General features: G+C 70.5%; 20 protein-coding genes, 1 pseudogene and 2 riboswitches. Of the genes and pseudogenes, 7 read left to right on the top strand and 14 right to left on the bottom strand.

Annotated elements, in window-relative coordinates:
* Nucleotide 1: 1 nt before the first annotated feature.
* The 7 genes from murC to LX16_RS04815 form a co-directional block, all read right to left on the bottom strand.
* Nucleotides 2-1,414, bottom strand: coding sequence for a UDP-N-acetylmuramate--L-alanine ligase (gene murC / locus LX16_RS04845; protein ID WP_147133708.1), 1,413 nt, complete (start codon nt 1,412-1,414; stop codon nt 2-4).
* Nucleotides 1,411-2,523: a UDP-N-acetylglucosamine--N-acetylmuramyl-(pentapeptide) pyrophosphoryl-undecaprenol N-acetylglucosamine transferase gene (locus tag LX16_RS04840; protein ID WP_147133705.1), complete on the bottom strand. Its 1,113-nt coding sequence runs from the start codon at nt 2,521-2,523 to the stop codon at nt 1,411-1,413. Before LX16_RS04840 ends, murC begins: the two co-directional genes overlap by 4 nt.
* Nucleotides 2,520-3,806, bottom strand: a complete 1,287-nt coding sequence (gene ftsW, locus LX16_RS04835; protein WP_147133702.1) for a putative lipid II flippase FtsW — start codon at nt 3,804-3,806, stop codon at nt 2,520-2,522. Before ftsW ends, LX16_RS04840 begins: the two co-directional genes overlap by 4 nt.
* The gene (murD, locus tag LX16_RS04830; protein ID WP_147133699.1) at nt 3,803-5,158 is read right to left on the bottom strand and encodes a UDP-N-acetylmuramoyl-L-alanine--D-glutamate ligase; all 1,356 of its coding nucleotides are present in this window, start codon (nt 5,156-5,158) and stop codon (nt 3,803-3,805) included. The genes ftsW and murD overlap by 4 nt, the downstream gene beginning before the upstream one ends.
* Complete coding sequence (gene mraY, locus LX16_RS04825; protein ID WP_147133696.1) at nt 5,158-6,258, bottom strand: phospho-N-acetylmuramoyl-pentapeptide-transferase; 1,101 nt, start codon at nt 6,256-6,258, stop codon at nt 5,158-5,160. Before mraY ends, murD begins: the two co-directional genes overlap by 1 nt.
* A complete protein-coding gene (locus tag LX16_RS04820) occupies nt 6,255-7,652 on the bottom strand; it encodes a UDP-N-acetylmuramoyl-tripeptide--D-alanyl-D-alanine ligase (protein ID WP_147133693.1) in 1,398 nt (465 codons plus the stop codon). Before LX16_RS04820 ends, mraY begins: the two co-directional genes overlap by 4 nt.
* 61 nt (nt 7,653-7,713) lie before the next feature.
* Nucleotides 7,714-9,198, bottom strand: a complete 1,485-nt coding sequence (locus LX16_RS04815; RefSeq protein WP_244615677.1) for a UDP-N-acetylmuramoyl-L-alanyl-D-glutamate--2,6-diaminopimelate ligase — start codon at nt 9,196-9,198, stop codon at nt 7,714-7,716.
* A gap of 232 nt (nt 9,199-9,430) precedes the next feature.
* Between LX16_RS04815 and LX16_RS04810 the strand changes: the two genes are divergently transcribed.
* The 3 genes from LX16_RS04810 (at nt 9,431) to LX16_RS04800 (ending at nt 13,801) form a co-directional block, all read left to right on the top strand.
* Nucleotides 9,431-11,038 carry an AfsR/SARP family transcriptional regulator gene (locus LX16_RS04810; protein ID WP_147133688.1) on the top strand — a complete coding sequence of 536 codons (1,608 nt, stop codon included), beginning with the start codon at nt 9,431-9,433 and terminating at the stop codon, nt 11,036-11,038.
* Nucleotides 11,039-11,127: 89 nt separating this feature from the next.
* Nucleotides 11,128-11,297, top strand: a riboswitch (cyclic di-AMP (ydaO/yuaA leader).
* Nucleotides 11,298-11,355: 58 nt separating this feature from the next.
* The gene (locus LX16_RS04805) at nt 11,356-12,666 is read left to right on the top strand and encodes a coiled-coil domain-containing protein (protein ID WP_147133686.1); all 1,311 of its coding nucleotides are present in this window, start codon (nt 11,356-11,358) and stop codon (nt 12,664-12,666) included.
* Nucleotides 12,590-13,801, top strand: coding sequence for a L,D-transpeptidase (locus LX16_RS04800; RefSeq protein WP_147137030.1), 1,212 nt, complete (start codon nt 12,590-12,592; stop codon nt 13,799-13,801). The genes LX16_RS04805 and LX16_RS04800 overlap by 77 nt, the downstream gene beginning before the upstream one ends.
* Nucleotides 13,802-13,852: 51 nt before the next feature.
* On the opposite strand, the gene LX16_RS04795 is transcribed toward LX16_RS04800, so the two are convergent.
* Entirely contained in the window at nt 13,853-14,413 is a 561-nt protein-coding gene (locus LX16_RS04795; protein ID WP_147133685.1) for a dihydrofolate reductase family protein, read from the bottom strand.
* 111 nt (nt 14,414-14,524) lie between these two features.
* On the opposite strand from LX16_RS04795, the pseudogene LX16_RS28165 reads away from it, so the two are divergent.
* Nucleotides 14,525-15,022, top strand: a pseudogene (locus LX16_RS28165) (winged helix-turn-helix transcriptional regulator); the annotation flags it as partial.
* A 12-nt stretch (nt 15,023-15,034) separates the two neighbouring features.
* Here the strand turns inward: LX16_RS28165 and LX16_RS04785 are convergent.
* The gene (locus LX16_RS04785) at nt 15,035-16,327 is read right to left on the bottom strand and encodes a sensor histidine kinase (RefSeq protein WP_147133681.1); all 1,293 of its coding nucleotides are present in this window, start codon (nt 16,325-16,327) and stop codon (nt 15,035-15,037) included.
* A gap of 54 nt (nt 16,328-16,381) precedes the next feature.
* A complete protein-coding gene (locus LX16_RS04780) occupies nt 16,382-17,065 on the bottom strand; it encodes a response regulator transcription factor (RefSeq protein WP_147133679.1) in 684 nt (227 codons plus the stop codon).
* A gap of 46 nt (nt 17,066-17,111) precedes the next feature.
* On the opposite strand from LX16_RS04780, the gene LX16_RS04775 reads away from it, so the two are divergent.
* Nucleotides 17,112-17,666: a hypothetical protein gene (locus LX16_RS04775; RefSeq protein ID WP_147133677.1), complete on the top strand. Its 555-nt coding sequence runs from the start codon at nt 17,112-17,114 to the stop codon at nt 17,664-17,666.
* Nucleotides 17,667-17,672: 6 nt separating this feature from the next.
* Here the strand turns inward: LX16_RS04775 and LX16_RS04770 are convergent, their stop codons facing one another.
* Together LX16_RS04770 and LX16_RS04765 are read right to left on the bottom strand one after the other, a co-directional pair.
* The gene (locus tag LX16_RS04770) at nt 17,673-18,032 is read right to left on the bottom strand and encodes a DUF3817 domain-containing protein (protein WP_147133675.1); all 360 of its coding nucleotides are present in this window, start codon (nt 18,030-18,032) and stop codon (nt 17,673-17,675) included.
* Nucleotides 18,033-18,041: 9 nt separating this feature from the next.
* The gene (locus LX16_RS04765; RefSeq protein WP_147133673.1) at nt 18,042-18,425 is read right to left on the bottom strand and encodes a hypothetical protein; all 384 of its coding nucleotides are present in this window, start codon (nt 18,423-18,425) and stop codon (nt 18,042-18,044) included.
* A 124-nt stretch (nt 18,426-18,549) separates the two neighbouring features.
* Between LX16_RS04765 and LX16_RS04760 the strand changes: the two genes are divergently transcribed.
* Nucleotides 18,550-19,548 carry an acyltransferase domain-containing protein gene (locus LX16_RS04760; protein WP_147133671.1) on the top strand — a complete coding sequence of 333 codons (999 nt, stop codon included), beginning with the start codon at nt 18,550-18,552 and terminating at the stop codon, nt 19,546-19,548.
* Here the strand turns inward: LX16_RS04760 and LX16_RS04755 are convergent.
* On the bottom strand, nt 19,545-20,372 hold the full coding sequence (locus tag LX16_RS04755; protein WP_147133669.1) for an alpha/beta hydrolase: 828 nt from the start codon (nt 20,370-20,372) through the stop codon (nt 19,545-19,547). The genes LX16_RS04760 and LX16_RS04755 overlap by 4 nt on opposite strands.
* 110 nt (nt 20,373-20,482) lie before the next feature.
* Nucleotides 20,483-21,661, bottom strand: a complete 1,179-nt coding sequence (locus LX16_RS04750; RefSeq protein WP_147133666.1) for a prenyltransferase/squalene oxidase repeat-containing protein — start codon at nt 21,659-21,661, stop codon at nt 20,483-20,485.
* 118 nt (nt 21,662-21,779) lie between these two features.
* Nucleotides 21,780-21,894, bottom strand: a riboswitch (cobalamin riboswitch).
* Nucleotides 21,895-22,091: 197 nt separating this feature from the next.
* On the opposite strand from LX16_RS04750, the gene LX16_RS04745 reads away from it, so the two are divergent.
* The gene (locus tag LX16_RS04745; RefSeq protein WP_147133662.1) at nt 22,092-22,829 is read left to right on the top strand and encodes a pyrimidine reductase family protein; all 738 of its coding nucleotides are present in this window, start codon (nt 22,092-22,094) and stop codon (nt 22,827-22,829) included.
* The last annotated feature ends 2 nt before the right edge of the window (nt 22,830-22,831 follow it).

Genomic DNA, 22,831 nt, shown 5'->3' with positions numbered 1-22,831 from the left:
GTCACTCCGCCAGTGCGGCCCGGATCTCGGCCGGCATGAGCGCGATCGGTGGTGCCCCCATGGTGACCACGACGTCACCCGGCCGGGTGATGTCGGCGACCAGTGGCGCGACCTGCGCCCAGTCGGAGACGAACCACTTGTGGTCGGCGGGCAGGGGTACCGCGAGCCACAGTGCCTCGCCGCCGTCGCCAGGCGGCAGTTCCTCACCGGGGCCGAACACCTCCATGACGACCGCGAGGTCGGCGATCGACAGAGCCCGGGCGATCTCGGTCCGGAAGTCGCGGGTGCGGTAGACCCGGTAGGGCTGGAACACCACGACCAGCCGCCCGGTCTCGCCGGTCAGTCCCTTGAGGGTGGTCAGGGCCGCGTTCATCGCGGTCGGGTGGTAGGCGTACTCGTCGTAGACCCTCACCCCCGCGACCGTGCCGGTCAGTTCAAAGCGCCGCCGGACCCCGGCGAAGCCGGACAGTCCCTTGCGGACGTCGTCGGGGTCGAGGCCCAGGTGTAGGCCGACGAGGACGGCGGCGGCACTGTTGAGACCGAGGTGGGCGCCGGGGACGGGAAGCCGGAACTCCCCCAGGTCGCGGCCCTCGAACTCGGCGCGGTACGTGACGCCGTCGTTGGACGAGGCCGGCGCGCTGATCCGCAGGTCGGCTCCGGGAACCGTGCCGTAGGTGAGGACGCGGCGTCCCTCGCCCGCCAGGCGAGCGCCGACCTCGGCGGCGGCCGGGTCGTCGGCGCACACGATGACGAGCCCGTCGGGCGTGACGCCCATCAGGAACTCGGCGAAGCCGTCCTTGAGGCCGTCCATGGACTCGTAGTTGTTGAGATGGTCGGCGTCGATGTTGGTGAGTACGGCGACGTCGGGCCGGTAACGCAGGAACGAGCGGTCGCTCTCGTCGGCCTCGATGACGAAGTGGTCACCGTGCCCGTGCTGGCCGCTGCGGCCGTCGGGTGACTCTCCGCCGTTGACGAAGGACGGCGCGAGTCCGCGATCGGTGAGCAGTTCGGTGATCATCGCGGTGGTCGTGGTCTTGCCGTGGGTGCCGGCGACGACGATCGAGTTCTTGCCGGTCATCGCGGCGGCCAACGCCTCGGAGCGGTGGTAGACGCGGATGCCGCGGCGGCGCGCCTCGACCAGCTCGACGTGGTCCTCGGGGGTCGCCGTCGACCGCACGAGCGTGTCGACGCCGTCCAGGTTGGCGGGGAGGTGCTCCCGGTGGACGGTGACGCCCAGTTTCGCCAGTTCCACCAGTGACGGCCAGTCGTGCAGTTCGCTTCCGGAGACGCGGAGGCCGCGCGTGGCGTACAGCCGGGCGAGCCCGCTCATGCCCACTCCCCCGACGCCGACGAACAGGACGTGGCCGAGGTCTTCGGCGGTCACTCCCTCGTCGATGGGCGATGTCAGTGTCATGCCCCGGCCACCGTCCTCAGTGTCAGTTCCCGTAGTGCCTCGTCACCGTCGCGCCGCCCGAACGCCGCCGCCGACGCACCCATGTGCTGGAGCCGGTGGGGGTCGGTGAGCAACGGGACGAGTTCGCGTTCCAGCCATTGCGGGGAGATGTCGGCGTCGTCGCAGAAGAGTCCACCGCCCGCGGCGACGACGGGTCCGGCCATCTTGTACTGCTCGCGGTTGCCCCACGGCAGCGGGACGTACACCGCGGGCAGGCCGACGGCGGCGACCTCGGCGCAGGTCATGGCGCCGCCGCGGCACAGCACCATGTCGGCGGCGGCGTAGCCGAGTTCCATCTCGCGCAGGAACGGCAGGGTCACGTAGGGGCCGCTGAGGTCGGCGGGGATCTCCACGGGTTCGTCGCGGCGGGCGCCGATGACGTGCAGGACCTGGCCGCCGGCGGCGGTGATGGCCTTGCCGGCGCCGGCGACGGCCTGGTTGATGGAGTTGGCACCCTGGGAGCCGCTGAACACCAGCAGGGTCGGCCGGTGGGGGTCGAGTCCGAAGTGGGCTCTGGCCTGGGCGCGGAGTGCGGCGCGGTCGAGGCGGGAGATCGAGGTGCGCAGCGGGACGCCGGTGACGGTGCCGTGCTTGAGCGCGGGAACGGTCTGCGGCAGGTGTGGGAAGCCCAGGGCGAGCTGGTGGTCGAAGCGCATTCCGAGCCGGTTGGCGACGCCCGGCGGGTCGTTGAACTCGAAGATGATCATGGGGGTCTTGCGCCGCCACGCCGCCAGGTAGGCGGGCACCGCGACGTATCCGCCGAAGCCGATCACGATGTCGGCCTCGACCTCGTCGCAGATCGCCTTGGTGACCTTGGTGGCGCGCATCATGCGCGGCCCGGTCTTGACCAGGTCCAGGTTGACCTTGCGGGGTAGCTGGTGGGCCGGGACGATCCGCAGGTCGTATCCGGCCGGCGGGATGAGGTCGTTCTCCAGGCCCTTGTCGGTTCCCAGGCAGGTGATCCGGATGCCGGGATCGTGTCGCCTCAGGCAGTCGGCGAACGCCAGCAGCGGGTAGATGTGGCCACCCGTGCCGCCGCCGGCGAGCACTACCGATCGCAGCTGACTCAAGTCTCGTCACTCCTTGTCGCTCGGGTCTTCCCGGATCGCCCGGTGGTGCGGGGACGGGGTGGTACGGGCGCCCACAGCAGTCGTGTCCAGCGTCCCGGGTTGCGGGCACGCAGCGCCCTGGCGGCGTCGGGTTCGGCACGCGCGAACGAGGCGAGCATGCCGATGGCGCCGAGGACGACGACCAGTGCGGTGCCGCCGTCGGAGATCAACGGTAGCGGGAGCCCGGTGATGGGGATCAGGCCCACCACGCCTCCGATGTTGATCATGGCCTGTACCGAGATCCAGGTGGTGAGTCCGGCCGCCGCCAGCCTCCGGAACGGGTCGTCCACCCGGTTGGCGATGCGGAATCCGGAGTAGGACAGCACCATGAACAGCACCAGGATCACGACACAGCCGACCACGCCCAGTTCCTCGGCGATCAACGCGAAGATGAAGTCGTTGTGTCCGTTGGGGAGCCATTCCCACTTCTGGCGGCTCTCCCCCAGCCCGACGCCGAACCAGCCGCCGGTGGCGATCGCGTAGTAGCCCTGCACGGCCTGGTATCCCCAACCGTCGGCGTACTGCTCGGGGTTGGAGAACGACACCAGCCGTTCGAGCCGGTAACTGGCGACCAGGATCAGCACCAGCACACCGGCCAACGCCATCCCCGCCATCGCGCCGAAGACCCGCAGCCGGACTCCGGCGGTCCACAGCAGCCCGAAGAACATCGCCACCAGGCACAGCATGGTGCCCAGGTCGGTGTAGCCGACCAGTAGGAACACCACGGCCGCGACCGGGAACAGCGGGACGGCCAGTTCCCGCCACAGCCCGATCTTGGGGCCCGCACGGGTCAGGACCGCCGACACGTAGAGCAGGAACGCGAACTTCATGATCTCGGACGGCTGGAACTGGAACTGGCCGATGGTGATCCAGTGGCCGCTGTCGGTTCCCAGGCCGCCGGACTCGTCACCGGCCGGCATGATCGCGACGACGACCAGGAAGAATCCGGCGACGATCATGAGGGGCCGGCCCGCGCGCCGGTACAACCGCACCGGCATCCGCTGCGCCAACCAGAACGTCACCAGCCCGATCAGCGCCCACAGGCTCTGCCGCATGATGTCGGAGAAGGCGTTGCCGTCCTCTTCGTACGCCTTGACCATGGTCGCGGAGAAGACCATGACCAGCCCGATGAGCAGTAGCAGACCCGCCGAGGCCAGCAGCAGGAAGTAGGAGGCCAGCGGGCGGTCCAGCAGGCCCCGCAGCGTGGCGAACCCGGTCCGCGGCCGTCGGGTCAGCGTGGTCATCGCGATTGTGCCGCCGCCAGGGCCGCGACGGCGTCGGCGAATCGCCGCCCCCGGTCCTCGTATCCGGTGAACATGTCGTAGGACGCGGCGGCCGGTGACAACAGCACGACGTCGCCGGGTTCGGCCAGTCCGGCCGCGGCGGCAACCACCTCGGTCATGGCTTCATGATCGTCGCGGTCGACCCGGATGACCGGGACGCCGGGCGCGTGTCGCGCCAGGGAGGCGGCGATGACCGCGCGGTCGGTGCCCAGCAGCACGGCGCCGCGCAGCCGGTCGGCGGCCCGGGCGACCAGCGGGTCGACGTCGACGCCCTTGAGCTGACCGCCGGCGATCCAGATGATGCGCCGGTACGAGTCCACGGCGGCGGCGGTGGCGTGCGGGTTGGTCCCCTTGCTGTCGTCGATGTAGCGGACTCCGGCGACGGTCCCGACGAGCACGTTGCGGTGGGGTTGCGGCTGGTAGGCGGCGAGCCCGGCGGCCACCGCCTCCACCGGTACGCCGAACCTGCGGGCGACCGCGGCGGCGGCCAGCGCGTTGGCGACGTGGTGCCGGCCGGCCGGGCGGATCGCCTTGGCCGGTACCAGCGGGACCGGTTCGTCACCGGTGTGGTCGACGAGGGTCTCGTCGATGACGCCGAAGCCGCCGCGGGGCGGGGGGCCGAGGGTGAATCCGACGTGTTCGCCGGGTGCGGCGGCCAGCAGGCCCGCGACCACCGGGTCGTCCAGGTTGCCGACGGCGACGCCGCCGCGCCAGATGCGGGTCTTGGCCCTGACGTACTCGGCCATGCCGCCGTGGTAACTGAGGTGGTCGGCGTCGAGGTTGAGCAGTACGCCGTATTCGGGGGCGAGCCGGTCGGCCCACTCCAGTTGTTGGCTCGACAGTTCCACGACGAGGGCGTCGTAGTCGGCGGTGACGGCGTCCACGAGCGGGGTGCCGATGTTGCCGAGCGCGTCGGTGTGGACGCCGGCCGCCTTCAGAACGGCGGCCAGCATGGTGACGGTGGTGGTCTTGCCGTTGGTGCCGGTGACGGCCAGCCAGGGCGCGGCGTCGGCGGGCCGGAGCCGCCACGCCAGTTCGGGTTCGCTGTAGACGGGTTTCCCGAGGGCCGCCGCGGTGGTGGGCAGCCAGTGGTGGGGGGCGAATCCGGGTGAGACGACGACCTCGTCGGCCTGCGCGATCACCGCTTCGGGGAGGGTGTCGCCGGTGTGGACGGCCTCGACGAGGTCGGCGAGCCCGGTGAGGGTGTCGGACGGGTCGCGGTCGTAGACGACCACGTCGTGGCCGCGCGCGGCCAGTGCCCGCGCCGCCGCCGCGCCCGCGACCCGGGCGCCCGCCACCAGGTATCGGGTCACTATCCGGCCACCTGGAGGAAGTCGGCGTAGAACAGGCCGATGCCGATGGCGACACCGATGCCCGCGACGATCCAGAAACGGACGACGATGTTGACCTCGCTCCAGCCCGCGAGTTCGAAGTGGTGCTGCAAGGGCGCCATCCGGAAGACTCGGCGTTTGGTGGTCTTGTACGAGATTACCTGGATGATGACCGAGAACGTGATGATGACGAACAACGCGCCGATGATCGGCAGGAGCATGATCGTCTTGGTGGAGAGGGCGAGGCCGCCGATGAGGCCGCCGAGGCCGAGCGCGCCGGTGTCGCCCATGAAGATCTGCGCCGGGGAGGTGTTCCACCACAGGAAGCCGAAGCACGCTCCGGCGGCGGCCCCGGCGATGAGTGCGATCTCCAACGGGTCCCGGATCTCGTAGCAGTACAGGTCGGACGGCGGGTTGGGGCTGTAGCACCAGTGCCGGTACTGCCAGAAAGCGATCATGATGTAGGCGGCCAGCGCCATGATGGACGCGCCGGTGGCCAGGCCGTCGAGGCCGTCGGTGAGGTTGACGCCGTTGGAGGTGGCGATGACGACGAAGACGAACATGATGACCGCGCCCACCTTGGACAGTTGCGCCCAGTCGATGTCGCGGACGAACGACAGGTGGTCGCTGGCGACGGTCATCCCGACCGAGCCCTCGTAGTTGAGGGCCATGTAGCCGAATCCGGCCGCCACGATGATCTGTCCGAACAGTTTGGCCCGTTTGTTCAGGCCCCCGGAGTTCTTGCGGCGGATCTTGAGGAAGTCGTCGATGAAGCCGACGAGCCCCATGCACACGAACAGGCCGATCAGGACGATGCCGGTCGCGGTGAAGCCCTGTGGCCGGTTGTAGCCCTCGGGGAGTGCGATGAGGACGGCGTGTCCGGCCAGATAGGCCAGCACCGTCGCCAGGATGAACACGACACCGCCCATGGTGGGGGTGCCCTGCTTGGTGAGGTGGGTCTGCGGTCCGTCGGTGCGGATCGGCTGACCGGCTTTCAACCTGCGGAAGCCCTTGACCGCCAAGGGGGTGAAGAACAGGGAGATCGTGAATGCCACGAATGCGGCGACGATGACCGCCCTCATGCGTGGGCCTCCTTCGTCAGGGTATGGGTGCTACGAAGATAGTCGGCGACCCGCCAGGTGCGGTATCGAGACGCCTTGATGAGCACCGTGTCACCCGGACGTGACAGTTCGTCGAGGAGGGCGATGGCCTCGTCCTGGTCGGCGGCGACCTCGGTGGCGACGCCGCATGCCGCGGCACCTGCGGCGATGCGCTCCGCGACGGCCTCCACGACGATGACGAGTTCGGCACCCGCCTCGGCGGCCAGCCTGCCGACCTCCTCGTGGGCGGCGGTCTCGGAGTCGCCGAGTTCGGCCATGTAGCCGAGGACCGCGACCTTGCGCCGGCCGCGGCCGACCTCGGTCAGGCCCGCCAGTGCCGCCGCCATGGAGGCCGGGTTGGCGTTGTAGCTGTCGTCGATGACGGTGATGCCGTCGGACTCCCTGGTGAAGACGTCCATGCGGCGGCCGGAGCGGGCGCGGACCTCGCCCAGGGCGGCGGCGATGTCGCCCGGTGCCATGCCGAGCCGGTCGCCGACGGCGGCGACGGCCAGGGCGTTGGACATCTGGTGGGCACCGTGGACGGCGAGCCGGACCGGGGCGTCGCCGCTCGGGGTGTGGAGGGTGAACGAGAACCGGCCCTCCTGCGACTCCGGGTCGCTCGCGTGGACGGGCGCGTCCGGGTCGGAGGTGGAGTACGTGACGACGTCGCCGCGACTGACCGAGGCCATCGCCGCGACCCGGGCGTCGTCGCCGTTGAGGACGACGGTGCCGCCGGCGGGTACGGCCGCGGCCAGTTCCGACTTGGCGACGGCGATGGCGTCGGCGGATCCGAACTCGCCGATGTGCGCGGTGCCGACGTTGAGGACCACGGCGACGTCGACCGGCGCGATGTCGCACAGGTACGCGATGTGCCCGATGCCGCGGGCGCCCATCTCCAGCACGAGGTAGCGGGTGTCGGCGTCCACCCGGCAGACGGTGTACGGCAGGCCGAGCTCGTTGTTGAGGTTGCCCTCGGGGGCGACGGTCGGTCCGAGGCGTTCACACAGTTGGGCGAGCATGTCCTTGGTGGACGTCTTGCCCGAGGATCCCGTGACGCCGACGACGGTGAGGTCGGGGCTGCGGTCGACGACCTCACGGGCGAGGCGTCCCAGCGCGGTGAGCACGTCGGGCACGACGACGGCGGGACCGTCGACCTCACGTGAACCGAGCACGGCGACGGCTCCGGCCTCGAACGCCTGCGGCGCGTAGTCGTGCCCGTCGGCGTTCTCGCCGGTGAACGCCACGAACAGGCCGCCGGGTGCGGCCTTGCGGGAGTCGTGTTCGACCGGCCCGGTGACGCGTGTGCCGGGGTCCGCCGGCCCGGTCAGTCGCCCGCCGACCGCCTCGGCGATCTCGGCCAGGGTCATGACTATCACTGATGGCTCCTCACGGTCCGGTGCGCTCGACGGGCGCTCGGCTTTCGGCGGTCGGTGCGGTTCAGGCCCCGGCCGCGGCCCGCAACGCCTCGGCCAGGATCCGCCTGTCGTCGAAGGGCACCGTACGGTCGGCCAACTCCTGGCCCGATTCGTGGCCTTTGCCGAGCAGCGCGATCGTATCGCCCGGCCGGGCGAGGCCGACCGCCTCGTCCACCGCTTCGGCGCGGCCCGCCACGTCCAGGTACGGGGTGTCGCGTACGCCCGCCAGCACGCCGGCCCGGATGGCGGCGGGGTCCTCGCTGCGCGGGTTGTCGTCGGTGACGATGACCAGGTCCGCCAGGTTGGCCGCCGCCGCGCCCATGATGGGCCGTTTACCGGTGTCGCGGTCGCCGCCGGCCCCCAGTACGGCGATGATCCTGCCGGGTGTGATGGGTCGCAACGCCTGGAGGACCGCGGTGATCGCGTCGGGTTTGTGGGCGTAGTCGACGACGCCGCGGACCGGTCCGTCGCCCGACACCAGTTCCATCCGGCCCGGGATGCCGGGGCAGGCGGCGACACCGGCGACGGCGGTGGCGGCGTCGACGCCGACGGCGTCGAGGGCGGCGTAGGCCAGCAACGCGTTGGCGACGTTGTGGCGGCCGGGCAGTCGCACCGATCCGGCGTGGGTGCCGCCGTGGGGGGAGTGGACGGTGAAGGACTGGTCGAAGCCCTCGCCGGTGATGTCGGAGGCCCACCAGTCGGCGGTGGACTCGCCCACGGAGTAGGTGACGGTGTCGGGTCCGATGAGTCGTTCGGTGGCGGGTTCGTCGAGGTTGATGATCTCGGTGTCGCTGCGGCCGTCGAAGAGCATGGCCTTGGCGGCGAAGTAGTCCTCGACGTCGGGGTGGAAGTCGAGGTGGTCCAGCCCGAACATGGTGAAGCCGCCCGCGTCGAACCGGATGCCGTCGGCCCGGTGCAGGGCCAGCGCGTGACTGGACACCTCCATAACGATGTCGGTGACGCCCTGTTCCCGCGCGTAGGCGAACAGCGCCTGGAGTTCGGGGGCCTCGGGTGTGGTGCGTTCGGAGACTATGGTCTCGTCCCCGACGCGGGTCTCGACGGTGCCGATCAGCCCGGTGCGTCGTCCGGCGGCGCGCAGCCCGGACTCCACCAGGTACGCCGTGGAGGTCTTGCCGTTGGTGCCGGTGATGCCGATGATCCGCAGGTGGGCGGTGGGGTCTCCGTAGACCTGCGCGGCCACGGGGCCGACGGCGGCGCGCGGCGAGTGGACCACCAGGCACGGCAGGCCGTGCTCGGCGGCGGTCTTGGCTCCCACCTCGTCGGTCAGGACGGCGACGGCGCCGCGTGAGACGGCCTCGGGCAGGTACTGCGCGCCGTGGCTGCGGCTGCCCGGCAGCGCGGCGTAGAGGTCGCCGGGGAGGACCCGGGCGGACGCCAGCGAGACGCCGGTCACCCGGACATCGGATTCGACGGACACCGACAGTGACGCGGCCAGGTCGGCCAGTGATGTCGGGCTGACCTGCGCGGGACGTGGGAAACCAAGCACCCGGCGACGATATCGCGCCGGGCCGGGCGGGAACCGGCATCCGCCGGTTTCACCCGCCGGGGGCGTCACCGATCCACAACCGGATAGAACGTTGTCAATGGGCTCGGGTCGGCGTCCATGGACGATTCCGTGACGTTTCTGGTTTTCAGGGGTTCCCAAGGACCTGTCCGCGGGTGTATATAAATGCTCTACAACACCGGCATCCCGATTGACACCGGAAGAGGAACCCACAATGCCTGAGTTCGAATTCGGCCTTTTAGGAGCACTCACCGCACGAGTCAACGGCCACGACGCACCGCTCGGCGGTTTGAAACCACGACGGATGTTGGCGACATTCCTCTTGACCCCGGGCGAACAACTGCCGCTCGACAGGTTCATGGACGTCGTCTGGGGTGCTCAGCCTCCCAAGTCCGCCAGCGCCAACCTGTATTCCTACGTCACCGTGCTGCGGCGCGCCCTGCACGGCCGGCTCAACCGGTTGCGCAGCGGATACGTCCTGCACGTCAAGCCCGGCGAACTCGACGTCCAGGTGTTCACCGATCTGCTCGCGCAAGCCCGGCACGACGCGAGCCAGGGACACGTCGCCGAGGCGATCGCCGTGTACGACCGCGCCCTGAAACTCTGGCGTGGTGAACCTCTGGCGGATATCAAGGGTCCGCCGCCGTGGATTCCATATATCCAGAAGCTCATTGACACCCGGCTCGACGCGCTTGAGGAACGCGCCGTTCTCTACGTCCATAACGGACAGCACGCCGACGCCATCGGCGAACTCCGCGGCCTCATCGCCGAGCATCCGCTGCGGGAGAGTCTGTGGCGTCAACTCATGACCGCGCAGTCGAGTGCCGGTCAGCGCGCCGAGGCCATCGACACCTACGGCAGGCTGCGCGCCACGCTGGCGGACGAACTGGGCATCGAGCCCAGCGAGGAGTCGCAGCAGGTGCACCGGCGGCTGCTGGGAGCGCCCACCGCGCGGGCGAGGCACACCGACGTGCGCACGGCCGAACTGCGGCGGACCTGCACCGAGCGGCAGGCGGTCGTGGAGGCGGCGGTGGCGAAGCTGCCTGCGAGCCCGTTCGCGATGACGACGACCGGTCTGGCCTCGCCCAGGGTTCCGGCACCACCGGATCCGTTGACGTGGCTGGCCGACAACTGCGAGGACATCATGGCGCTGGTCCGTCAGGCCGCGACGGCCGGTCTGGCGTCGTCGGCGTGGCGGTTGTCGGCGGCCCTGGTGCCGTATCTGGACTTCAAGATCCGCCTGGACGACTGGCGGCGCTGCGCGCGGATCGCGTTGGTCGCGGCCCGCAAGTGCGGCGACACCGAGGGTGAGGCGACGATGCTCCGCGGCCTGGGGCAGTGGCACATCTACACCGACGACTTCCCGGGCGCTCACGAGTGTTTCGACGTCGCGAGGGTGCTGGCCCGGGCGTTGGGCAACGACCGCGAGGCGGCGTTGGCGGTGTGTGGTCTCGGTGCGGTCGCCAGGTTCACCGGGGACAACGCCGAGGCCGCGTCGCTGTTCAGGGACGCCGCCGAGCAGTTGCAGGGGATCGGCGACCCGTTCGGCGAGGGTTACGCCCGGTGGGCGTTGGCGGGGACCTTCCTGTCACTGGACAACCTGACCGGGGCGCGCAGCGAGTTGGAGCAGGCGTTGCGGCTGGCGGTCGACTCCCAGGACCGGCACCGTGAGGCTCACGTGCGGCAGCGGTTCGGTTCACTGCACCGGGCGTGTGGTGACGAGACCGCCGCGGTGTCGTCCCTGGAGGCGGCCCTTGAGATATTCACGTCCATCGACGACGACGCCGGGGTCAAGGAGGTGGTCGCGGCGTTGAACGAGTAAGGCGGTGGCGGACCCGCGTCGATCGGGTCCGCCGGCGGGATCTAGTCTGGCGCTGGTCGTCACCACCAGCGCCCCACACCGTGTGGCGGGGGCGGCCACCGCTGAGTCGCCCGGTGACGGGCGAGCCGGGGAACCACCGCTCCGCCCGAGGCGGGGCAGGGGTGAATCCGTACGCGGCGCGGCCTCCCGTCCGCCGCGCGGTAGGGCGGCTTCGGCCCGAACCCGACAGCTAACCCGGTAAGCGGTCGACGAAGAAGGACGTGTACGTGACCCCTGACAGGCATCACGGTGCCGGTCGTATCGATCGGCGTCGTCGCGTGGGCACGCGGTGCCCCGCCGTCTCCCCCGTGCCGTCGGCGGCCGTCCCGTCCCGTCTCCCGGTTCGTTTCCTGATCGCGGCCGTCGCCTCGATCGTGCTGCTGTTGTCGTCTCCGGCGGTCGCCGATCCCGCGGAGGGTGAGTCGGACCTGGGCGGTGACCTGTCGGCGGCCATCGAGGAGTACCTGGCTGCCGAGGAGGCCCTGGCGGCGTCGGAGACCCGCCAGGAGGAGATCAAGGAGACGATCACCGAGAGCGAGGCCGAGATCGAGACGTTGACCGCCGAGGTCAACGACTTCGCGGAGGTCCTGTACACCACGCGGTCGCTGTCGTCCGCGACGGCGATCCTGTCGACCGGTTCGCCGGACGTGGCGATCGACGGTCTGACGACGGTGAGTTATCTCGGTGACCAGAGCGGCATCAAGCTGCGTGAGCTCAGGGAGTCGAAGGAGGACCTGGAGGCCGAGAAGCAGAGCCTGGAGGACGAGATCGCCGCGGCCGAGAAGGCGTTGGACGATCTGCGTGACGCCCGGGACGCCGCCGCGTCGGCCATCGCCGCCAACGGCGGTAACGCCACCACCGGTCCCTCCCCCGGTGACTTCCGTGCCGCGGATCCGGCACCTCGCAACACCGACGGGTCCCTGCCCTATGAGAGCTGCTCGGTCGACGACCCGACCCCGGCATCGGGTTGCCTGACCCCGCGCACACTGCACGCGCTGCAGCAGGCGCAGATCAGTGGTTTCCAGCGTTTCGTCTCCTGTTACCGGGGCGGGACGTTCGGCGAACACCCGTTGGGGCGGGCGTGTGACTTCTCGGTGCAGCCGTCTCAGGGGTTCGGCGGCGTGGCGGTGGGCGCGGACAAGGAGTACGGCGACAACCTCGCGGCGTGGTTCGTGGAGAACGCCAGTGCGCTGGGGGTCATGTACGTCATCTGGTACAACCAGTACTGGGACCCGGCGCAGGGGTGGATCGCGTACAACGGCGGCGGTGGAGACCCGTCGAGCGACCACACGAACCACGTGCATCTGTCGATGCGATTACCGTCACGCCGGTTCGGCCGAGGCCCCCTCCACCGAACCGGTCGGCCCGCCCGCCGAGACGGCGGATATACCGGTGTAAATGCGGTGACTTCGGACATGTCCCCCGCCTGCACGGGTACAGCGGGGCGGTTTGGGGTGTCCGTGGTGTGTACCGTTGCTACCCATGGGAAGCCGGAAGTTTCGTCGTGCCTTGATGGCGTTCGGCGCGGGAGTGCTCGTCGCCGGTGGGCTGGCCGCGTGCGGCGCCGACGCCAAGCTCGTGGACGGTAAGGGCGAGGAGCCCCCGCCCGAGTCGGCCGCGCAGCTCACGGTCTCGCCCGAGACCGGGACCGAGGAGGCCCCGGTCAGCACCGAGATCGGTGTGGAGGTCGAGGCCGGCGAGGTCACCGAGGTGGTTCTGCAACCGGAGGGTGGCGAACCCGTGGAGGGTGAGCTGCGTCCGGACGGCACGAGTTGGGTTCCCTCGTCACCCCTGGAGTACGAGACCACCTACACCGCCGCGGTGACCGCCGTGGACGCCGACGAGATCCCGGTGACCACCGAGACGACGTTCACGACCATGGCGAGTCCGGGGAACCAGATGTTCGCCTCGATCTGGAACGGTTCGGAATACGAGTACGGCCAGGCGACGCCGATCATGCTCGACTTCCCGCGTGAGTTCTCGGTTCCCGAGGAGGAACGCGCCAACGTCGAACGGCGGCTGTTCGTGAAGAGCGACCCGCCGCAGCCGGGCGCGTGGCACTGGTTCAGCGGCAACCACCTCGAATACCGGCCTCAGGAGTACTGGCAGCCCGGCACGGTGATCGAGGTGCGCGCCGCCATCGGCGGGATGCCGTTGGGCGGCGGGGTGTACGGCGAGGCCGACATCACGCAGACGGTACACATCAGCGGCACCGCGCGGTCGGTGGAGGTCAGCAACGAGACCAAGCAGATGGTGGCCATGGAGAACGGCGAGGTCGTCAAGACCATGCCGATCAGCCTGGGCAAGGACAGCAGTCCCTCCTACTCCGGCACGATGATCGTGATGGAGAAGCTCGCCGAGACGGTGTTCGACACCACGAACGAACCCGGCTGCAACGGCGAGGAGGACGGTGAGGACTGCTACATCACCGACATCCAGTGGGCGCAGCGGTTGACCTGGAGTGGGCAGTTCATCCACTCGGCGCCGTGGTCGGTGGGCGATCAGGGCGTGCGGAACGTCTCGCACGGCTGCGTGAACGCCTCCCCCGCCGACTCGGAGTGGATCTTCAACTTCACCCGCGTCGGCGACCCGGTGATCGTGACCGGCACGGGCGTGGAGTTGCCCTACGGTGACGGCTTCACCGCCTACGACCTGAGCTGGGAGGAGTTCCTGGAGGGCAGCTACCTGGAGCCCCCGGACACCACTCAGACCGACGACGACTGAAACGGCTCGACGGCGGCCCCGCGGAACGGAATCCGCGGGGCCGCCGTCGTGTCAGGAGGCGACCCGGTAGCGCAGGAACACGGTGCCGCCGCTGAACCGCCGCTCCTCCAGGAGGTCCAGTGAGATCCGGATTCCGGGCGGCAGTATCTGCAGCCCACCGCCCACCAGCATCGGGATGACGTAGAGCTGGTACTCGTCGACGAGTCCCGCCGTGATCGCCTCGGCGGCGATCGTGGGTCCGCCGATGCCGATGTCGCGGGGGGATTCGGCCTTGAGACGCCGGATCAGGTCGGGGTCGAAGTGCCGTTCGATGCGGGTCGCGCCGGTGGTGACCCGGTCGAGGGTCGTGGAGTACACGATCTTGTCGGCGGCCTGCCAGATCCGGGTGTACTCACGACTCGCGGGCGAGAGGCCGGGTTCGTCCTGCGCGTTCTCCCAGTAGGCCATCATGTCGTACATGCGGCGCCCGTACAGGTAGGTGCCGACGGGGCGTTCCGTCTCGTTGAGGAACTCCAGTACCTCCTCGGTGGGTTCGGCCCAGGTGAAGTCGCCGTCGGGGTCGGCGGCGTACCCGTCGAGTGATCCGATCGTCGAGTAGACGAGTCTTCCCATCGGTGTCTCCCATCGTGTGTGTGGCTCCGGAGGCCCACTGGTGGTGTTCCGCCATCGGCCCCAGCCTAGTAGACTGATCTCGGAATGCAACCAGTAGCCCGGAGTAGGACGATGCCCGACAACCACCGCTCGGAATGCCCGATCAACCTCTCACTGGAGGTCTTCGGCGACAGATGGACCCTGCTCATCCTGCGCGACATGATCTTCGGCGGCAGGCGGCACTTCCGTGAGCTGCTGCTCAACTCCGAGGAGGGCATCGCCTCCAACATCCTGTCGGCACGGCTGAAGCGACTCGTCGGACTCGGCATGTTGACCCGGTCGCCCGACCCGGGACACCGGCAGAAGGCCGTGTACAGCCTCACCGAGCCGGCCATCGCACTGCTGCCGGTAATGGAGGCGTTGGGAGCGTGGGGTTCTCGGTGGCTTCCCGTAAGCGACGCGCTGTCGATCCGGGCGAGGCTGCTCACCGAGGGCGGACCGGAGCTGCTCACGCGGTTCATGGCGGAGCTGCGGCACGAACACCTCGGCGCCCCGGCCCCCGAACCCGGCGGCCCCACCGTCAGGGAACGGCTGCAGGCGGGGTATCTGAAGGCGATCGCGCGGCGTTCGGCGGGGTCCGCCTCAACCGGCGACGTCGATGACGGCGTCACCGAACGACCACACGATGCGGGCCCCGCCCAGCTCGCTGACGCCGATGTGCAACCGGCCGCCGGTCGACTTCGCCATCCGGGCGACGATGTCCAGCCCCAACCCTGATGAACCGGCACCGCTCTTGCCCCTGGTGAGGGCGGAGATCGGGTCGTCGATACCGGGACCGCCGTCTTCGACCGCCAACCGGCCCGCCACCGGGTCCAGCCGCACCGCGAACGGCGCGTCCTGCGGGGTGTGCGCGAAGACGTTGCCGATGAGGGCGTCGAGGCAGGACGTGACGTCGTCCCGCGACAGGCGCACCCACACCGGTGCGTCCAGTCCCTCGACCTCGAAACGCCTGCCGTAGTCCTCGGCGAGCATGCCCCACAGGGCGATCCGCTCCGCGAGGATCTCGGCGACCTGTGCGTGTGCGGGTCCCCGGTCGGCCACCGAACGACGTGCACCGGCGATGACCGCGTCCACCTCGGCCTCCAGCGCGTCCACGCTCGCCCGGATCCGGCGGCCGTCCGGGGTGTCGGGCAGTGCCTCGCCGTCGAGGCGCAGGGCGGTGAGCGGGGTGCGGAGCCGGTGGGACAGGTCGGCGACGAGTTCCCGTTCCGCGTCCACCACGCTCACCACCCGGTCGGCCATGCTGTTGAACGCCTCCCCCGCCTCCACGAGCTCGTCGGGGCCGGCGGGCCGGACCCGCACCGTGAGGTCGCCGGCTCCGAGCCGGGTGGCGGCGGCGGCCAGTGAGGTCGCGGCCCTGACGACCTTCGCGGCGAGCCGGTCGGCCATCCCGACCGAGATCGCGACGAGCAGGACCGCCACGATCGACAGCGTCCACCACGCGGTCGCCACACCGTGGGTCAACCGCTCGTCGGGGATGTACACCTCCACCACGGCGACCTGTTCACCGGGCAGCAGCACCGCTCGCAGGTACACCACGCCTCCCTCGCCCGGGACGGTCGCGGTCTCGGCGGCCGCGGAGACCCGGCGCACCTGCGCGAGGTCGACGTGGCTGGCCCCGATCACCCCGTGTCCGGGCAGGTGGACCGCCAACCGGTCGGCCGCTCCGGCGTGGTCGGCGGCGACCGCGCGACGCAGGGCGACGGGGTCGTCGGTGGCCGCCAGCACCGTCACCATGGCGGCGGCGGATTCACGCGCCTCGGCCATCGCCCGCTCCTCGGCGACCTGGCGGCTGACCAGGGCGAGCGGGATGCAGAACGCCAACGCCACCATCGACGTGGTGGCGATGGCGACCTTCGCCAGTGCCCACCTCATCGGCCGGGCCACCGCCCGGTGCCGCGCCGGGCCGGGAGACGTCGCGTCATCGGCTCACTGCCCGTCCGACAGCATGATCCCGACACCGCGGACCGTGCGAAGCAGGCGGGGTCGTGCGGCGGTCTCGCCCAGTTTGCGGCGCAACCAGGACACGTGTACGTCGACCGTGGCCTCCGCGCCGATGTAGGGCTGCTGCCACACCTGCTCCACGAGTTCCTGTTTGGACACGACTCGTCCGGCGTGGCGCGCCAGGTATGTGAGCAAAGAGAACTCGCGACGGGTGAGTTCCAGTTCGGTGTCGTCCAGTGTGGCGATATGGCGGGCCGGGTCGATGCTCAACGGCCCCACCGTGATCACCGTCTCCACCGGCTGCGGCGCCTCCCTGCGCCGCAGTACCGCGCTGATGCGCGCCTGGAGGTGTGCCGCCGAGAACGGCTTGGCGACGTAGTCGTCGGCGCCGGCGTTCAGGAGCTGGATGATGTCGGACTCGGCGCGGCGGGCGCTGGCGATGATGACCGGCACGTTCGATACGCCCCGCAGCATGCGGAGCACGTCCACACCGTCCATATCGGGCAGACCGAGATCCAGGATGACCACGTCGGGACGGAGCGCGTTGGCCTGCCGCAAACCGTTGAGCGCGTTGCCTTCCACCGTGACGTGATGACCGGCCTTACCGAGCGCCCGCGCGAGTGCGGCGCGCACGTTCGCGTCGTCTTCGATAAGGAGCACCCTCGCCACTGCGGCACTCTACCGTCGGTCCGCGGGTTCTGACAAGATGGCGATCATGGCACACCGATCGGTACTCTTCAGGCGCGCCGCCGCCCTGGTCGGTTGGGTAGCGGTGACCGCGGTGGGCGCCACCGGCTCGTGGTGGGGCATGACGGCGGTGTTCACGGCCGACTCGGCCCGCTCCGAGGCCGACACGGTCCTGACCGAGTCGGACGACCAGCCGTCACCGGAGGCGGACGCCCAGGGCGCCGACGACCCGGGCGACGACACCGGCGAACGGTCGGAGACGGACACCATCTCGGCACCGACACCCCCGCCGGACGACGACCCGGCGAGCACGACCCCGCCGGAGGACCACGGCGGCTGGATGCTCGTCGACGTCGACACCTACGAGTGCAGCTTCCAGACCGCCGGAGGCACCGCCGTGGTGCGACTGGAGCCGGACCGCGCGACCCTGGTGTCGGCGAGTCCCGCGACCGGGTTCACCGCCGCCACCGAACAGCCCGCGTCCGGGCGGCTGGTCGTCAGTTTCGTCGGCTCGGGCTCGGCGGTGATCATCGACGCCATGTGGTGGAACGGACGCCCCCACGGCCTGGTCAGTTCGGTGTGACCGTGCTCACCGTACGGGTTCGGCCGTCGTCATCTCGGTGGAGCGGGCCGCCTCGGCGGCGAGTGTCCGCCTGACCCAGCGCTCGGCGACGAACGACACCACCGGGATCGTGCCCGCCAGCAGCAGGCACACCATCCTCGGCCACAACGCCCATCCGGCGCGGCGCGCAAGGTCGAAGGCCAGGACCAGGTACACCATGTATCCGAATCCGTGGATCGGCGACACGATCGCCGACAGCCCGGGTTCGCCGCCGATGTAGCGCAACGGCACCGCCACGAAGACCAGGACGATGAGCAGCACGCCCACGATCCACGCGATGACCTGGTACCGCCGCAGTGCGGACCTGAGTTCGGGGTTGACGTCCAAGACGAGCTCCTAACCGGGGTATTCGCCGGGGCGGCGGTTCGGGTCGGCGGCCAGCCACGCCAGATAGCGGTTGTAGGCGTCGGTCGCGTCGTCGCCGGTCTCCGACGCCGCCGGCTCCACCGGTTCGTCGCGGTCGAACGGCGAGACCAGCGGCGGTTCGGTCGACTCCACCGACTCACCGCGTCCCCGGGCCAGTTCGGTGCGAACCTCCCGGATCCACAACGCGATCGCGAACACCGCGAACAGCGGCCATTCGAAGGCGTAACCCCAACTGATCGAGCTGCCCTCGGTGGCCCGGGTCCACTGCCAGTAGCCCATGCCGAGGCAGCCGACCGTCACCACGACGGCCAGCACATGTCTCAGCAGCCAACCAGGGGTAAGAAACCGGCCCACGCCGACAGGGTAGGGCGCGCCGAATTCTACGTCGCGTCGAGGTCCCCGGGACGTGGTGTGGATCGTGTTCCGGCCGCCCGTCGCGCGGGCCGGCACGATGAGTGAACCTAGTAGATTGCCAGCCATGAATCCAACCCGGCTGGAAGACCGGCTCGGCCTCGCCGAAGCGGACAAACACTGGTACCAGACCTGGGAGGACATCGGGGCACCGGACGGCGGTGTCGCGCTGCCCAGCGCCGCCGACACCGAACGGCTCCTCGTCGACCACCTCACCGCCGACCCGGAGGACGCCGCCGCCGTGGCGCAGGCGCGTCCCGATCCCGAACGCGACCCCGAGCTGTGGTGGGTGCTGGAACGCTGCCACCGGCAGTTGCGCGCCGACATGGGAGGCACCGGCATGCTCATGTGGCCGAAGTTGTCGCGGGAACTGGGCGCACCGGGCCGGTTCGTGTACCTGTGGGCACTGCTGTCGGTCATGCGCCACACGCTCGAATACCACCAGGCGCGGGGCGTACCGCCGCAGGTGAGTTGGGCCACGTTCGGCAACATCGGGGAGAAGCTGCGACTCAACCGCGCCCGGTACGGCGAACCGGGGCTGGAGGTGGCGTTCTGGTTCACGCTCCACTTCCGCGGCGCCATCTACCGACTGGGAAGGCTGGAGTTCTGCCTCGAACCACTCGGTCCCGGCCACCCGTTCAACGGCCACGACGAGGGCGAGATGACCCTGGGGATCCACATCCCCGGCGAGGGCGGCCCCTTCTCACCGCAGGCGTGCCGACTCGCGGTGGACACCGCCGAGGAGTTCTTCCCCGTCATGTTCGGCGACCGCTTCACCGGGCGGCCGGTCTACACGTGCACGTCGTGGCTGCTGGATCCACGGTTGGGGAAACGTCTGGCACCGGGGTCGAACATCACGGTCTTCCAGAACCGTTTCGAACTGATGCCTCCGGGTCCCAAGGCCACCGAGAACGGGGAGAAGGACGTGCTGCTGTTCGCGTTCAATCACGTGGGGCCGTATGATCCCGCCCGGCTGCCCCGGAGTTCCACGCTGCTCCGGGTGCTGGCGGACGGCTTCCAGGACGGGACCGGCTGGCAGGTCAGGTCCGGGATCTGGCGGCGTTAACGGGTGACCGAGTCGGCCAGCCGGACCATGGCGTCGATCAGTTCGGGGCCGGAGGCGAGCGCCGGGTCGTTGTGGTCGGCGCCGTCGATCTCGGTGACGGCCACCGGGATACCGGCGTCGGACGCCGCCCGCGCCACCCGGCGGCTCAGCTCGGGCGGGATGATCCCGTCGCCGGTTCCCAGCACCACCGCCAACGGCACGCCCGCGGCGACCACATCGGACTCCACGGGGAAGCGGTCCCACAGCAGCAGGCGGACCGGCAGCACCGGGTACGCCTCCTGGCCGGCGGCGGCCAGGTCGGTGAACGGTGACCGCAGCAGCATCCCGGCGGGCGGACGGTCGACGGCGAGACCACTGACCACCCCCGCCCCCAGGCTCTCCCCCAGGTAGAACAGGCGCTCCGGGTCGAATCCGGCGGTGTCGACGAGATGGCGGTACGCCGCGACCGCGTCGTGCCGCAGACCGGTCTCGTCGGGGGAACCGGGGTTACCGCCGTATCCCCGGTACTCCAACAGCAGCACGGTGAACCCCGCCGAGGTCAGGCCGGTCAGCAGTGGCACGCGGCCGGCGCGGTTGCCGCCGTTCCCGGGCGCCACCAGCACGGCCTGGTCGCGGTCGTGCGCGGTCGGGGCGGCGAACCACGCGGTCAACGACAGGCCGTCGTCGGTGCGCAGGACGACCTCCTCGACTCCGGGAACCGGCGGCGGCGAGCCGGAGTCGGGCAGGTACACCAGTTCCCGCTGGAACATCCACAACAGACCGACGAGCAGGACGATCACGCCCGCCGTGATCGCGGTGAACCGCAGTACCGAGCCGACCGTCATGCCGACGATTATCCGCCGCCGCCTCCCGCCGCGACGCCGCAGTCGCGGCGGGAGGCGGCCGTGCCGGTCGCGGCCACCGGTACGGCCGCCGTGGGCCTCTGGGGGCCGTCCTAGCGCTCGCCCCGACCGGTGCGCCGGGTGAGGGCCGCCAGGACGACACCGACGACCACGAGGGCGGCGCCGAGCATCAGCGGAAGCCCCCACGAACCGCCCGTCACCGGCAACACCGACTCGTCCGGCCGGGCGGAGGGTGACGTGCCGGGTTCCTCCGGTGCCGGGGACTCACCGGGTTCCGAAGGACCGTCGCAGTCGAGACCCGGCAGCGCGTCGGTGTCGTCGGAGTGGTCCAGCCCGACCAGGCCCTCCCCGGTGATGCCGGTGAGCGCCTGCGCGGTGGCCATGACGGCCGGGCCCGGGTTGAAGTCGCCGGAGTCGTAGTTGATCGCGCCGCGGTCGGCCTCGGGCGCGTCGCAACCCTGCTGGAGGCCCAGCACGAACGCCACGGCCTTCGCGGCGGCGTCGTCCCGGCCTCCGTCGGCCAGCACACCGGCGGCCAGTCCGGTGGAGTTGGCGTTCTCGGGCGCGCCCGGGAAACCGGCCGAGAAGCCGCCGGTGTCGCCCTGCACCGACTCCAGCCAGTCGAGGGCGTCGGCGGAGGCGGTCGTCTCACCGGCGGCCAGCAGACCGGCCGAGGCGTACGCGGTGAAGTCGACGTCGCCGGTGCAGCCGCCTCCGGTGGTGCTCCAGTTGTAACCGCCGTCGTCGCACTGCATCGACACCAGCGCCGACACTGCCGCCCCGGAGACGCCCTGGTCGTCACGGGCGAGCACCAGCACGGCGAACTGTTGGGCCAGTACCCCGGGGAATCGGCCGTCCGGTCCCTCCAGGCCGCGCAGTGCCGCCTCCAGATCGACGCCACCGAAGTCGTTGACGTCGCCGCCGCCCGCCTGCACGGCGAGCATGATCTTGGCGGTCTGCGGTGCACGGTAACCGGTCTCGGCGGTGCCGATGTAGGGCGCGAGCACGGCGGGGTCGGACAGGAAGTCGAGGGCGGCGGCGGTGTGGCCGGCTCCGGCGTCGGCGGCGACGAGGCCGAAGACCGCGTCGGCCGTCGTGCCGGGATCGCCGAAGCCCCCGTCGGCGGCGGCCCGGCCGGCGAGCCAGGCGGCGGCTCCGGCGGCACCGTCGGCCGCCGGGTCGGCGGCGGCCGTGGCGGGGAACGCGGTGGCGGCGAGGGCACCGACCGCGAGGGCGACGGCGAACCGCCGGAATCCGGTGTGGAGGGACATGGTGGCCTTTCGGGCAGGCCGGGCCGCTGGTTGGCGAGCAGACGCCCGGTCGCGGCGACGGCGCGTCGTCACGGCCGCACCTCCCGCGCTGCCATCCCGCAGACCGCGACGGGATCGAATGGGGCGAATCCGGACTGCGGGTATTCGGGCTCGCGTGTGTGGAACACGCCTACCGTTGCGGGTCAGCGCCGGACTCGGACCGGACTTCCCCCACAGTTCGTGGTGTAGCGGGTGAAGGATCGCAGCCCCGCCGGTGGGCGTCAAGCCCCGAACCGGTGGTTATGACGGTGCTCACCTCGACCGGAAGCACGAGTCCACTGAGGATTGCCGGCGGCGCGCCGTCCCGTCTCGTGGGCCGGGCGGGCGCCGCGAACCGCGGAACCGTCGCCGGTGAACACCCCGCCCTCGCCGCGCCTGCACAATAGCCGTCATGGAGTCGATATTCCCCACCGAGACGACCGAACTCACCGACGCGGAACTCATCGCCCGGTACGCCCCTCCGGCGGAGGCGGAGTCGTGGTTGCGGGTCAACTTCGTGTCCAGCACCGACGGCGCCGTGGAGGTGGACGGCGACTCGCACGCGTTGTCGGGCGAGGACGACATGCGGGTCTTCCGGTTCCTCCGGATGAGGTGCGATGTGTTGATCACCGGCGCGGGCACGGTCCGCACCGACGGCTACCAGGCGCTTCGCATGACACCGGAACGGGTGGAGTGGCGGCGGGAGCACGGTCTGCCCGACCACCCGGTCATGGCGGTGGTGACCCGCAGCGGTGACCTCGACGTGTCGGCGCCGCTGTTCCGCAACGCCCCGGTCCGGCCGTTGGTGATCACGTGCGCGGCGGCGCCGCGGAGCCACACCGACCGGTTGGCGGAGGTCGCCGACCTCGTCGTGGCCGGCGAGGAGACGGTGGACTTCGGCGAGGCACTGCGGGTGCTCCGGGAACGCGGTCTGCGGCAGCAGTTGTGCGAGGGCGGGCCGCACATCCTCGGCGAGTTGACCGCCGCCGACCTGGTGGACGAACTGTGCCTGACGTTGTCGCCGTTCCTGGCGGGAGCCGGTGCCGACCGCATCACGGCCGGTCCTCCGTCGCCGCTGCGGCCGATGGCCCTGGCCCACGCGCTGCACGCCAACGGGAACCTGCTGCTGCGTTACACCCGCCTGCGATGATG

Source organism: Stackebrandtia albiflava (assembly GCF_007994225.1).
In the GTDB taxonomy this organism is placed as follows: Bacteria; Actinomycetota; Actinomycetes; order Mycobacteriales; family Micromonosporaceae; genus Stackebrandtia; species Stackebrandtia albiflava.
This window is presented reverse-complemented; position numbering and strand designations above follow the sequence as displayed.